This window comes from Polynucleobacter ibericus (genome assembly GCF_018687955.1).
Classification (GTDB): domain Bacteria; phylum Pseudomonadota; class Gammaproteobacteria; order Burkholderiales; family Burkholderiaceae; genus Polynucleobacter; species Polynucleobacter ibericus.
Map to the genome: position 1 here is coordinate 1,159,640 of NZ_CP061309.1, position 13,126 is coordinate 1,172,765.

Below are 13,126 nucleotides of genomic sequence, written 5' to 3' on the forward strand. Positions count from 1 at the left end.
TTTCAATGAAGAACAAAAGCCACCCGGAGGTGACTTTTGTTGTGCAGCTTGAGTGAACTTAATCGCGTGATGCTTTTTTACGCTCATGCTCCTTGAGGTAGCGCTTACGAATACGAATGCTCTTCGGCGTTACTTCAACCAACTCATCATCGTCAATAAACTCAACCGCGTATTCCAAGTTCATGGCGATTGGTGTTACTAAACGAACCGCTTCATCAGTACCAGAGGCACGAACGTTGGTTAATTGCTTACCTTTAATTGGGTTCACAACCAAGTCGTTATCACGACTATGAATACCAATAACCATACCTTCATATAAAGGATCGCCAGGACTTACAAACATACGGCCACGGTCTTGTAATTTCCACAATGCGTAAGCAACAGCTTCACCGTCATCTTGGCTAATCAACACGCCGTTATGACGCTCACCCAAGATACCGTCTTTAGCTGGTGCATAAGAGTCAAAGGTGTGACTCATCAAACCGTTACCACGAGTCATAGTCATGAAATCGCCTTGGAAGCCGATCAAACCACGCGCAGGAATGCGGTACTCTAAACGTGTACGACCTTTACCGTCGCTCACCATGTCGAGCAATTCACCTTTACGCTTACCCAAGTCTTCCATGACAGCGCCTTGAGTTGTATCTTCGAGGTCAACCGTTAGGTTCTCGTACGGCTCCATCTTCACGCCATCTACTTCATGGAACACAACGCGTGGGCGAGATACCGCTAATTCATAACCTTCACGACGCATTGTCTCCACCAAGATGGTGAGGTGCAATTCGCCACGGCCAGATACTTCAAATACGGTGTCATCGTCAGTTTCTTTAACGCGCAAAGCCATGTTGGACTTCAATTCACGGTCTAAACGCTCACGAATCTGACGGCTAGTCACAAACTTACCTTCACGGCCAGCCAATGGGCTAGTGTTCACCATAAAGTTCATGGTTAAAGTAGGCTCATCAATCTTGAGCATTGGCAATGCTTCTGGAACGTCTGGCGCACAGATGGTTGTACCAATCGCTAAATCTTCAATACCGTTCACCAATACGATGTCACCTGCTTGTGCTTCATCTACGAGCTCGCGCTCTAAGCCACGGAACTTCAATACTTGGTTAATACGGCCTTTACGCTGAACGCTATCAGGACCGTCCATGAATACAACGTCCATCAAAGGCTTAACAGTTCCGCGGTTTACGCGGCCTACACCGATCTTACCAACGTAAGTGCTGTACTCAATCGAGGTAATCTGCAACTGCAAAGGTCCTTCTGGATTGTCATCGCGAACTGGCACGTGCTTTAACACGGTGTCAAACAATGGACGCATATCACCTTCACGCACATCATCGGTCAAGCCTGCATAACCGTTCAAGCCAGATGCATACACCACTGGGAAATCCAATTGCTCTTCAGTAGCGCCTAATTTGTCGAACAACTCAAAAGTGGCATTGATCACGTAATCAGTACGTGCGCCTGGGCGGTCAACTTTGTTAATCACTACGATTGGCTTCAAACCTAAAGCCAAAGCTTTCTTGGTAACGAAGCGGGTTTGTGGCATTGGGCCTTCAACCGCATCAACCAAGAGCAATACACCGTCAACCATGGAGAGAACGCGCTCTACTTCACCACCGAAGTCCGCGTGTCCTGGGGTATCAACGATGTTGATGTGTGTGCCGTCATACTCCACCGCACAGTTCTTGGACAAAATAGTAATGCCGCGCTCTTTTTCCAAGTCGTTTGAGTCCATGACGCGTTCGGTCATTTTTTCATTAGAGCGGAATGTGCCAGATTGGCGCAAGAGTTGGTCAACCAAAGTAGTTTTACCGTGGTCAACGTGGGCGATGATGGCGATGTTACGAAGTGCGCGTTTAGTCATGTGAAGCTTCTAAAGTTAAGAATATAAATTCGGGTTAATTAAGATTAGTGAGTAAATAAGTCAAAATGATTTAATGGCTGGAAATTAAGCGCTTGGGATGTAAAACTCCAGAACGCCAATCAGCAGTACCAATAAAGTTATGGGGAGCAGCAGTCGCGCGATAGATTCGGACTAATGCTTCGATAGAGGGTAAGTTAAGCGGTACACGCTGTCCCATGCCTAGGCGCTTGGCTTGTTGCTCATCCACCGTGAGGTGTGGCAAGGTTTGCAAGAGCGCATCGACAGGCAATATATAGTCAGCAGTATTTTGCAAGCCACTTTGAATGGATTCGATCGTAAAAGATTGCTCGAGGTTAAGGTGCCCCACTTCGGTACGGCGCAAACCTACCAAATGCGCGCCACAACCTAGAGCGTTACCGATATCCTCAGCCAGAACACGAATATAAGTGCCTTTGCTACAGCTCACCTCTAAAGTGGCTTCAGGCCAATTGATGTCTGTCCAGCGAATAGAGTGAATCGTGATATCTCGTGGAGTGCGCTCTAACTCAACACCAGCACGAGCATATTCATACAAAGGCTTGCCATCACGCTTAAGTGCGGAATACATCGGCGGCACCTGCGATATTGGACCAGTAAATTTTGGGAGCAAGGCATCTAATGCAGTTTTGATTTCTGCTACGCTTGCAAAAACAGGCAAAGGCAACTCTTCAATAGTGAGGCCTTCAGCATCGCCAGTATCTGTGCGGGAACCAAACTTCACTCGCGCAATATAAGTCTTATCAGCTTCGAGCAAGTCTTGAGAATACTTAGTAGCTTCACCCAGACAAATGGGGAGTAAGCCAGTTGCCATCGGATCTAAAGTTCCTGTATGGCCCGCTTTATCAGCATTAAATGCGCGCTTGACAGCTGTAACCGCGCCTTGGGAACTCATTCCGGCGGGTTTATCTAGCAGCACTACGCCGTCGATTCGAATAGCCATGAATTACTTAGTCTCGTCTTTATCGTCGCTGCTGCGGTCACTATCCACCGCTTGATCGATCAATCGAGACATCTCTATGCCATGCTCAATCGAGCTGTCATAGTGAAAGTGTAATGTAGGAACAGTATGGATATGCAAACGCTTAAACAATAAAGAGTGCAAATACCCTGCTTTTTCTTGTAGCGCTTTTAAAGCATGCTCAGGCTCGGCACCTAAAACGGTAAAGAACACTTTAGCGTGCGCCAAGTCTGGTGTGAGTTCAATACTTTGTAAAGTAATCAAACCCAAACTAGAGCTACGCAATTCACGTGGAATAAGCTCGGCCAGGTCTCGCTGAATTTGATCGGCGAGACGCTGGTTACGATGCGGACTAGTCTTGTGCATCTTGCTTAGAGTGAACGAGCCACTTCAGTTACTTCAAATACTTCAAGCTGATCACCCTCTTTAATGTCGTTGTAGCCTTTTAATGACAAGCCACACTCAACACCGGCACGAACTTCTTTAGCGTCATCTTTGAAGCGCTTGAGAGAATCCAATTCACCAGTCCAAACAACCACGTTGTCACGCAAGAGACGAACGCTTGAAGTACGTTTAACGATACCGTCAACCACCAAGCAACCTGCAATTGCGCCAACTTTAGATACCAAGAAGACTTGACGGATCTCAACCAGACCAGTGATTTCTTCTTTCTTATCTGGAGTCAACATACCGCTCAAGGCTAGTTTCACTTCATCTACAGCATCATAAATAATGTTGTGATAGCGAATATCCACGCCATTGTTCTCAGCTAGCTTACGCGCTGCTGCATCTGCGCGAGAGTTAAAGCCGAAGATGACCGCCTTAGAAGCAACCGCCAAGTTCACGTCAGTTTCTGTAATGCCGCCTACTGCAGCGTGAACGATTTGCACCTTCACTTCTGGCGTAGAAAGCTTCATTAATGACTGAGCCAAAGCTTCTTGTGAACCCTGAACGTCTGCCTTGATGATGAGTGGTAATAACTTGGCTTCAATAGCGCCTTCTTCCATGTTTTCCATCATGGTTTCAAGCTTGAATGCCTGCTGTTTAGCCAACTTCACATCACGGAACTTACCTTGACGGAACAATGCAATCTCACGAGCCTTACGCTCATCAGGAACTACTTGCACTGACTCGCCAGCCGCAGGAACTTCTGACAAACCTTGAATCTCTACCGGAATCGATGGGCCAGCCTCATTACATGGCTTACCGTTTTCATCAATCATGGCGCGTACGCGACCAAATGTGGAGCCAGCCAATAACATATCGCCGCGTTTGAGCGTACCGGATTGAACCAAGATAGTAGCCACTGGGCCCTTACCTTTATCCAAGCGCGCTTCAATTACTAATCCTTGCGCTGGAGCATCTTTCGGTGCTTTCAATTCTAAGATTTCTGCTTGCAAGAGTACATTCTCTAGCAAGGCATCAATGCCTTCGCCAGTTTTAGCAGACACTGGAATAAATGGCACATCGCCACCGTATTCTTCAGGGACTACTTGCTCTGCAACCAATTCAGTTTTAACGCGCTCTGAATTCGCTTCTGGTTTATCAATCTTATTAATCGCCACAACAATAGGTACGCCACCCGCTACCGCATGGTGAATCGCTTCTTTAGTTTGTGGCATCACGCCATCATCAGCTGCTACCACCAAGATCACGATATCGGTTGCCTTGGCACCACGAGCACGCATTGCCGTAAAGGCTTCGTGACCCGGAGTATCCAAGAAGGTAATCATGCCGCGTGGAGTTTCCACATGGTATGCGCCGATATGCTGAGTAATACCACCAGCCTCGCCAGTAGCTACTTTTGCTGCACGAATCTTATCGAGCAAAGAAGTTTTACCGTGGTCAACGTGACCCATCACTGTTACAACTGGCGGACGTGGCAACAACTCTGCATCATGACCATCAGTACCCAAATCTAAATCTGGATCATCCAATTTCGCAGCAAAAGCTTTATGACCCATTTCTTCAACGATGATCATCGCCGTATCTTGATCGAGTACTTGATTGATGGTGACCATCTGGCCCATACCCATCAATAACTTAATTACTTCCGCGCTCTTTACCGCCATTGCATGAGCTAACTCAGCAACAGTAATGGTTTCTGGTACGTGAACATCACGCACGATAGCTTCTGTTGGTACTTGGAAGTTGGTATCTACGTTTGCTTCTGCAATTTGACGTTGCTTCTTGCGGCCGCCACCTGAGCGCCAACCACCAACACCACCAGATGAATCACCACGAGTCTTTAAGCCGCCAGGTTTCTTGGCGCCTTCTTCTTGCCAAGTAGATGATGTCTCAGCGGATTTAATGGTCTTGCCGCCAACTTTTGCAACAGCCTTCTTCTTATCATCAGCACCTTCAGCTTTTGCAGGCTTATGCAAGGTACCTTTTTTAGCTTCTTCAGCAGCAATTTCACTTGGTGCCTTCAGAATGCGAGCAGGAGCGCTCATCATGTCGCGAATTGCTAATGCCTCTGCTTCAGCAGCGGCACGACGCACACGAATATCTGCTAACTCTTTTTCTTTGCTTGCAGCTAAATCTTTAGCTGCCTTATCAGCTGCGGCTTTTTTCTCAGCAGCAGCTGCCGCAGCAGCTGGAGCCGCATCTACAGGCGCCTCTTCTTTAACCGCTGGAGCGGCGACTTCTTTTTGGCGTGCTTCTTCAGCCGCTTTCATCTCTGCTTCTTGGCGAGCCAACAACTCAGCTTGGCGTGTGGCTTCCGCTGCGCGTTTCTCTAATTCTTCTTCAGAAATAACTGGCTTAGCAGGTGCTACTTTTGCTGCCACTTTTGGTGGCGCATCTTCTACTGCTGTCTCAGGAGCTTTTTCTCCAGCCTTAACGAGCACACGCTTTTTACGAACTTCAACTTGCACGGTACGAGTGCGCCCTGCAGAATCTGCTTGACGAATTTCTGAACTCTCACGCTTGATCAAGGTGATCTTTTTGCGCGCACCAGAATCTACACTGCCATGCGCTTTTTGCAAATGCTCAAGCAGGACAGTTTTGTCCTTTTCGGTAATGCTATCGTCCTCAGAACCCTTATCGATACCGGCCGCCTTCAACTGCTCCAAGAGGTCTGGCGCGGTACGTTTTAATTCTTTAGCGAGTACTTTTACTGTTGTTGCCATGCACTACTTCCTCTCATGAAGTAAACCAATGTTCGCGCGCTTTCATGATGAGCGTTTTCGCAGTTTCTTCGTCAATTTGTGTCGCCTCAACTAGCTCATCAACAGCCAGTTCAGCAAGGTCGTCACGGGTATGAACTTGATTGTCAGCAAGCTTAGCAATCAGTTCTGTTGTCATTCCCTCTAAGGAGCGCAAGTCTTGTGAAACTTCACCAATACGCTCTTCTTTTGCCAACTCCATGGTCAACAAAGAATCACGTGCGCGAGTACGCAACTCATTCACAGTGTCTTCATCGAAAGAATCGATCTCTAACATTTCAGACAATGGCACATAAGCCACTTCTTCTAATGTGTTAAAGCCCTCTTCAATCAAGATATCAGCTACTTCTTGGTCTACATCCAATTTGTCCATAAACAACTGGCGCACAGAAGATGCTTCTTTTTCAGTTTTCTCAGCAGACTCTTCTGGAGTCATGATGTTGATCTGCCAACCAGTCAAATCACTCGCCAAACGAACGTTCTGTCCGCTGCGGCCAATTGCGATTGCCAAGTTCTCTTCGTCAACTACTACGTCCATGGCATGACGCTCTTCGTCAACCACAATAGAAGACACTTGGGCTGGAGCCAAAGCACCAATCACAAACTGGGCCGGATCTTCAGACCACAATACGATGTCTACTGCTTCGCCAGCAACTTCATTGCGAACTGCAGTCACACGTGTGCCACGTACACCAACGCAAGTACCGATTGGATCGATACGCTTGTCATAAGTAATCACAGCAATTTTTGCGCGGACACCAGGGTCACGGGCGGCGCCTTTGATCTCTAGCAAGCCCTGCTCCATTTCTGGAACTTCATTCTCAAACAACTTGATCAAGAAATCTGGGCAAGTACGTGAGAGTTCGATTTGTGGACCACGTGCTTCACGATCCACTTTAAGGATGTAAGCACGTACGCGATCACCAGAACGTAAGTTCTCTTTTGGAATCATTTGATCGCGGCGCAGCAATGCTTCCACACGACCAGATTCAATAATCAGACCATTCTTGTCAGCACGCTTCACGGTACCGGTCATGACTTTTTCGCCACGCTCTAGGTAGTCGTTCAAGATTTGCTCACGCTCAGCATCACGAATGCGCTGCAAGATCACTTGCTTAGCAGCTTGTGCGCCGATACGGCCGAAGGCTAAAGATTCGATTTGCTCTTCGATATAGTCGCCAACTTCCATGTCAGCGAGTTGCTCTTGCGCTTCAAATTGCAAAATCTCTTTATCTGGCTCTTGCAAACCGGCTTCATTGGGCACAACCAACCAACGGCGGAAGGTTTCGTATTCACCAGTTTCACGATCAATCGCAACGCGGATATCCACGTCTTCTGTGGCGTAGCGCTTCTTAGTCGCAGAGGCTAAAGCCATCTCCAACGCTTCGAATACGATCGCTTGATCAACGTTCTTTTCACGCGCTAACGCGTCTGCCAACATGAGAACTTCTCGGCTCATGACTTTCTTCCTTTGAAATCAATAACAGGGACCAACCGAGTCTTATCGACCTCGGCTAAAGAGAACTCCAATTGAGAAGGCTGACCATCAGCACCCTCAAATACCAAACCAAACTTTGCATCCGGTGAATTTAATTCACCACTCAGCAAACCTTGCAACTCACCACGAAAATTCTTGCGGTTACCAACTGCAACACGCAACTTCAAATCTACTTGCATACCAGCGAAGCGCTCGTAATCAGCAGCACTTTTCACTGGACGATCCAATCCTGGAGATGAGATCTCTAAACGCTCGTAAGGAATGTTTTCAACTGGCAAGGTGTAGCTCAATTGATGACTTACCTTCTCGCAATCCAAAACATTAATTAAGCGCTCGTAATCCGGGTTTTCAATCGTGACGCGCAGCAATCCTCCGGCTTCACGCTCAATTTCTACTAGCGTGTAACCCAAGTTTTCCAGCTCTGCAGAAATTACCTGCTGATCCTTCACGACACCCCTTCATACCAAAATGGCAAAAAAAAATGGGCTTCAAAGCCCATATTCTCGAAATTCAGAACAGGCCGACTTACGTTGATCGCAACATCAGTCGGTAACCACTAAAAACAGCAAAACCCTGCTGTAAGACCAAAATTATAGCCTATTTGGGAGAAAACTGATACAAATCAGAAGCTTTCGCCCGGATTGCGCGGTTTTCTAGGCCCTTTATTAAAGGGTTTGCGCCCTTTTGGTGCTCCCCTTTTAGGTCCATTTCCGGGGCTTTGGGGGTTGGCAGTCACAAAAGCAGACTGTCCATGATGAACTTTGGCACCTTTACTGCGGTTTTGGCCCTGACCACCTTGCCCGCCCTGGCCACCTTGACCGCCTCTACCGCCTTGCCCCTGACCAGGTCTGCCGCCCTGGGTACGACCACGGAAAGGACCGCGCCCTTCACCAGAACCACCGCCGCCGCCAGGTTTGCCGCCTCTGCCCTGATGCGTTAGGCCGTTATGGCCGCTTGCGAGAGTTAAGGCGTCACGAGAACCCCAGTAAGAAACTGAGGTTTGCATTGGATCTGGTTGGAAGTCTTCCCCCATAGGGCGACGATCGCGATTATTAGAGTTGGAATTAGGATTGCGTCCCTTATCTTGTGGCTGTGGCATTTTTAAGCCCGCAGACTTCATCAAGTTATAGATGCCGCCGGCCTCAATCTCTTCCCATTTACCGCGACGTAAGCGCGGAGGTAATAAGAAAATGCCATAACGAGTTCGGATCAAGCGAGATACTACGTGACCAACTGCCTCAAACATACGACGTACTTCGCGATTACGACCTTCAGTTAGGGCAACGTGGTACCAACGATTAGCACCCTCGCCACCACCCATTGCTAGGCGCAAGAATTTGGCTTGGCCATCATCAAGCGTGATACCGCTCTTTAATAGCGCTGTATTTTCTTGACTCAAGTCACCCAAAATACGCACAGCATATTCACGCTCGACACCATAACGTGGATGCATTAAGCGATTGGCTAATTCACCTGAAGTAGTAAACAACAACAGTCCTTCAGTATTAAAGTCCAAGCGACCCACTGCGATCCAGCGTCCTTGACGCGGCTTTGGCAAACGATCAAATACCGTTGGACGACCTTCAGGATCAGACTGACTCACGATTTCGCCAGCTGGCTTGTGATACATGATCACGCGTGGCGGCTTAGTCTGAATCTTCCGATGTACCGGCTTGCCATTAATACGAACTTGATCAGTTGGTCCAATACGCTGACCGATATGTGCTGGTAATCCATTAACCGATACGCGCCCTTGAATAATCAAGTCCTCCATATCGCGACGGGATCCCATGCCGACGTCAGCCAATACCTTGTGTAGCTTTACGGTATCTTCGTCATCTGCATCGTCATCTAGACCATCTAGGTCAGACCAAACTTCATCTCGCAAACTAAGCGGTAAATCATCCACATTCGCAAACTGCAGACTACTCATTTCTTCATCTGTTGGCGCATCCGAATCATCATCTTCACGTGAACGTTGAGCGCGTTGTGCGCGACGCTCTGCACCAGTTTGATGAGAGATCTCACTCTCATTCACACCATCGGGATTTTTAACTTCCTCAACTTCAGGCGCATCCAAAGCAGCATCAAACTCACCAGAAACTACTGAAGCAAACAACGCTTCGCTTTCTGCTGGGTTAGGAGCTAACTTGGCAGATTGATTGCCTTGATTGTTGCCGCCTTCACGCGGACCGTTGCTTTCACCACCCTCGCGGCGTGGCCTATCCTTGTTGAATGGACGTTTCTTATTAAAAGGGTGTTTGGTGCCACCTGCACCTTGACGACGGGGGCGACGCTCGCCACGTTCCGCACGCTCTCCTCCCTCAGACTTTGCGCCATCAGTATTGGATGGCGTAGCTTCTGCACTGGAGGGGGTTGCCGATGGTTTTACTACCGGGGATGAATCGTTTTCGTTAGAGCTTGTCATTAATTATTATTTTGTTTCGTCTGCTTTATCTTCAGACTCAGGGGTAACTTCTTCGGTAGCTTCATGAGCAACTTCGTTAGTTGCTTCTTCTTTCATTACTTCTTCAGCTGCGCTTACTTCTTGCGCTTCAGCATCAATGATGACTGTTTCTACTGTGGCGGATGGATCAAACTCCATTACTGCTTGACCTAATTGCGCTGCAGCAGCCATTGGCGCAGCATCTTCCAAGATTGGCAAGCTTTGTAAATTTGTCAGACTGAGATCATCCAAAAACTGTTTGGTGGTTGCGTACAAGCCTGGTCGGCCAATGGTTTCTTTATGGCCAATCACCTCAACCCAACCACGGTCTTCTAACTGCTTCATGACGTTGCTACTTACTGCAACACCACGAATTTCTTCAATCTCACCACGGGTTACTGGCTGACGATAGGCGATGATGGCTAATGTCTCCATCACAGCACGTGAATACTTTGGCGGCTTTTCTGGTGTGAGGCGATCAAGGTACTCGCGCATCGAAAGGCGACTCTGAAAACGCCAGCCGGTTGCGATATGCACCAACTCCATGCCTTTGTCATCCCAAGTGCGCTGTAGCTCGACCAATGCCTCATCGATATCTGCCGTAGTGATGTCTTCAATAAATAAACGAGACAAATCAGCAACGGTGAGTGGCTCCTGTGCGCACAGGAGGGCTGTTTCAATTACACGCTTATTGTGATCGTCCATAAAATTCGGGCTACCAGGAGTAATCCTGATTAGGCTTTAAAAATGTATTTAGTAATGGGTTTTGGTGTTCTCTAGCGACTACGGACAATCCATCTCATCAGTTCTTATTGGAATATGTCCGCGCTGAAACGAAGTCCTTTTCGTTCACCTTCCACCCATTATAAGGTAGGCTCAATACAATAGCTATATGCATAAGAATTCCACCAAATCCCCTTTGTTAGTGCCTAGTACCCCAGATTCCATGGAGCGCCGTAGACTTCTGAGTCTTGGCATTGGCATGGGAGCGCTTATCGGGGGTGCCGGCCTAAGCTCTTGCAGCCTCATAGGTAATAAAAAACCGGTAGTTGGCTTGGTTTTGGGAGCAGGCGCTGCAAGAGGTTTTGCCCATGTGGGAGTCATTAAGGCCTTAGAAGCTCAAGGTATCCGACCAGATATCGTCGTTGGAAGTAGTGCAGGCAGTGTCATTGCCGCCCTATTGGCCTCAGGAGCCACAGGCAATGACCTCAATCGCCTGGCTCTGAGTCTGGATGAAGCCACAATTGCTGACTGGGGTCTGCCCTTTGCGGGACGCTTTGGCGGCCTTATCAAAGGTGATGCCCTACAAAACATGGTCAACCGTGAAGTACAAAATAAATCTATTGAACAAATGCGTATTCCCTTGGGAATTGTTGCTACTGAATTGCAATCAGGCAAAGGTGTTCTGTTTAGGACTGGTAACACTGGCTTAGCGGTGCGCGCCTCTTGTAGCGTGCCAGGCGTATTTCAGCCGGCAGTCATCAGCGGTAAAGAATATGTAGATGGTGGATTAGTGGCACCAGTACCAGTCAGTTATGCCAGACAGATGGGCGCAACCTTAGTGATCGCAGTGAACATCTCTTCTGAACCAGTTCATCAAGATGCCAGCGGAACTCTCGGCGTGTTACAGCAGACCATCTCCATCATGCAGCGAAGCATCAATCAATATGAATTAAAGAGCGCCGATATTGTGATTCAGCCGCAACTTAAGCAAATGGGTGGTGGTGATTTCAAATCCAGAAATGCAGCCATCCTTGCTGGTGAAGCCGCAGCACAAGAGCAAATGGGATTAATTAAAGAAAAGCTCAAAAGCTAGGCGCTTAATCCCCATTTGTTGTCGTGGTATGGTTCCATACATCTAATTGTAGTTACAATTTGATGTATGGAGATTACCTATGACCAATCAAAAAACCTGCACAACATTCGACACCGTAATCTTTCATTTGAGGAAGTAAGGGAGTTCGACTTTGAAACAGCAAACTTCGCAATTGATAAAAGAAAAAACTACGGGGAAATTCGAAGATGCACCCTTGGATATTTAGGCAGCAGACTGCATGCGTTGGTGTTTACAGAAACGATAAAAGGAATTCCAGTGATTAGCTTTAGGAAAGCAAATAAACGAGAGATTGAAAGTTATGAACAAAAAAATAAAGCGTGATCAAGACGACTTCGAATGGACTGCTGCGGAGATAAAATCTTCCAAAAAGATTAATTCTCTTCCAAAATCGTTACAAGAAAAATTGGCATCCCGCAAATCAAGGGGACCCCAAGCCAAGCCAACAAAAGTTTCTATGACTATTCGCTTATCTAGAGATGTGATTGAGTCATTTAAAGCTACTGGTGATGGCTGGCAAACTAAAATTGATTTGGCACTTAAGCAATGGCTTCAAGAGCACACGCTTGTTTAAGGTGCTTACTTATAGATTGCGTGACTTACGCTTAAGATTTTTTACTTCATTTAGCAACTCTTGACGCTCGGAGTCATTGAGACTATCGCTACCGTCTAAGCGACGTGCACCATCAAAACGTTTGTCCCAGTAAAGACTGCCGAGATCATCCACACGTACATTCGTACCTTTAGATGGCGAATGTATGAATTTGTTATCGCCCACATAGATTCCCACATGAGAAAAAGTGAGGCGCATGGTGTTAAAGAATACGAGGTCGCCCGGCTGTAATTCTTCGCGGGTAATCGGCTTACCAACACGACTCATTTGAGTTGACTTGCGCGGCAGTAAAAAACCAAGCTTATCTTTGAATACATAACCAACAAAACTGCTGCCATCCAAACCGGACTGCGGCAGTTCTGTATCCCAGCGGTAACGCACACCAATCACTTCCATAGCGCGGTTAATCAACTCTTCTGATTTTCCAGTGACGGTATCAGCCAAGCGATCTGATACGCGGGCAATATATGAACGCCCTGCTTGGAACATGCTTTCTTTTGGAACCGCAGCTTCCGCAGATGCCTCAACCGCTGGATCGGCCGCATAGGCAGATACAGAGATAAGAGCACCCAAACTCAGGCCCAGTACTTTTGAAAACAGTGCTTTTTTCAATGACATCAGATCAGTTTAACAAAGAACCCATATTTCACCAAGTCTTGAATATAGACTTAAGTCATTGTTTATAAACATAATTT

The 13,126-nt window shown here is 47.3% G+C and carries 12 protein-coding genes; 3 read left to right on the forward strand and 9 right to left on the reverse strand.

What is annotated here, in order from left to right; genetic code table 11:
• Nucleotides 1–58: 58 nt before the first annotated feature.
• The 8 genes from typA to scpB form a co-directional block, all read right to left on the reverse strand.
• Nucleotides 59–1,876, reverse strand: a complete 1,818-nt coding sequence (typA, locus tag AOC20_RS05905) for a translational GTPase TypA (RefSeq protein ID WP_215359274.1) — start codon at nucleotides 1,874–1,876, stop codon at nucleotides 59–61.
• A gap of 70 nt (nucleotides 1,877–1,946) precedes the next feature.
• Nucleotides 1,947–2,855, reverse strand: coding sequence for a tRNA pseudouridine(55) synthase TruB (truB, locus tag AOC20_RS05910; RefSeq protein ID WP_215359276.1), 909 nt, complete (start codon nucleotides 2,853–2,855; stop codon nucleotides 1,947–1,949).
• Between the two features lie 3 nt (nucleotides 2,856–2,858).
• Nucleotides 2,859–3,239 carry a 30S ribosome-binding factor RbfA gene (gene rbfA, locus AOC20_RS05915; protein ID WP_215359278.1) on the reverse strand — a complete coding sequence of 127 codons (381 nt, stop codon included), beginning with the start codon at nucleotides 3,237–3,239 and terminating at the stop codon, nucleotides 2,859–2,861.
• 5 nt (nucleotides 3,240–3,244) lie between these two features.
• A complete protein-coding gene (infB, locus tag AOC20_RS05920) occupies nucleotides 3,245–6,004 on the reverse strand; it encodes a translation initiation factor IF-2 (protein WP_215359280.1) in 2,760 nt (919 codons plus the stop codon).
• A gap of 13 nt (nucleotides 6,005–6,017) precedes the next feature.
• Nucleotides 6,018–7,499, reverse strand: coding sequence for a transcription termination factor NusA (gene nusA / locus AOC20_RS05925; RefSeq protein WP_215359282.1), 1,482 nt, complete (start codon nucleotides 7,497–7,499; stop codon nucleotides 6,018–6,020).
• Entirely contained in the window at nucleotides 7,496–7,987 is a 492-nt protein-coding gene (gene rimP / locus AOC20_RS05930; RefSeq protein WP_215359284.1) for a ribosome maturation factor RimP, read from the reverse strand. The genes nusA and rimP overlap by 4 nt, the downstream gene beginning before the upstream one ends.
• Nucleotides 7,988–8,160: 173 nt before the next feature.
• Nucleotides 8,161–9,966 carry a pseudouridine synthase gene (locus AOC20_RS05935; RefSeq protein WP_215359286.1) on the reverse strand — a complete coding sequence of 602 codons (1,806 nt, stop codon included), beginning with the start codon at nucleotides 9,964–9,966 and terminating at the stop codon, nucleotides 8,161–8,163.
• Between the two features lie 6 nt (nucleotides 9,967–9,972).
• Nucleotides 9,973–10,689: an SMC-Scp complex subunit ScpB gene (scpB, locus tag AOC20_RS05940; protein ID WP_215359288.1), complete on the reverse strand. Its 717-nt coding sequence runs from the start codon at nucleotides 10,687–10,689 to the stop codon at nucleotides 9,973–9,975.
• A gap of 187 nt (nucleotides 10,690–10,876) precedes the next feature.
• Here scpB and AOC20_RS05945 point away from each other — a divergent pair, with 187 nt between their 5' ends.
• The 3 genes from AOC20_RS05945 to AOC20_RS05955 all read left to right on the forward strand — a co-directional run bounded on the left by AOC20_RS05945 (nucleotide 10,877) and on the right by AOC20_RS05955 (nucleotide 12,392).
• The gene (locus AOC20_RS05945; protein ID WP_433915448.1) at nucleotides 10,877–11,800 is read left to right on the forward strand and encodes a patatin-like phospholipase family protein; all 924 of its coding nucleotides are present in this window, start codon (nucleotides 10,877–10,879) and stop codon (nucleotides 11,798–11,800) included.
• Nucleotides 11,801–11,866: 66 nt separating this feature from the next.
• Nucleotides 11,867–12,142: a BrnT family toxin gene (locus tag AOC20_RS05950; RefSeq protein ID WP_215359290.1), complete on the forward strand. Its 276-nt coding sequence runs from the start codon at nucleotides 11,867–11,869 to the stop codon at nucleotides 12,140–12,142.
• Entirely contained in the window at nucleotides 12,120–12,392 is a 273-nt protein-coding gene (locus AOC20_RS05955) for a BrnA antitoxin family protein (protein WP_215359292.1), read from the forward strand. Before AOC20_RS05950 ends, AOC20_RS05955 begins: the two co-directional genes overlap by 23 nt.
• Before the next feature lie 9 nt (nucleotides 12,393–12,401).
• Here AOC20_RS05955 and AOC20_RS05960 read toward each other — a convergent pair whose 3' ends face one another.
• Nucleotides 12,402–13,049: a C40 family peptidase gene (locus tag AOC20_RS05960; RefSeq protein WP_215359294.1), complete on the reverse strand. Its 648-nt coding sequence runs from the start codon at nucleotides 13,047–13,049 to the stop codon at nucleotides 12,402–12,404.
• Between the last annotated feature and the right edge of the window lie 77 nt (nucleotides 13,050–13,126).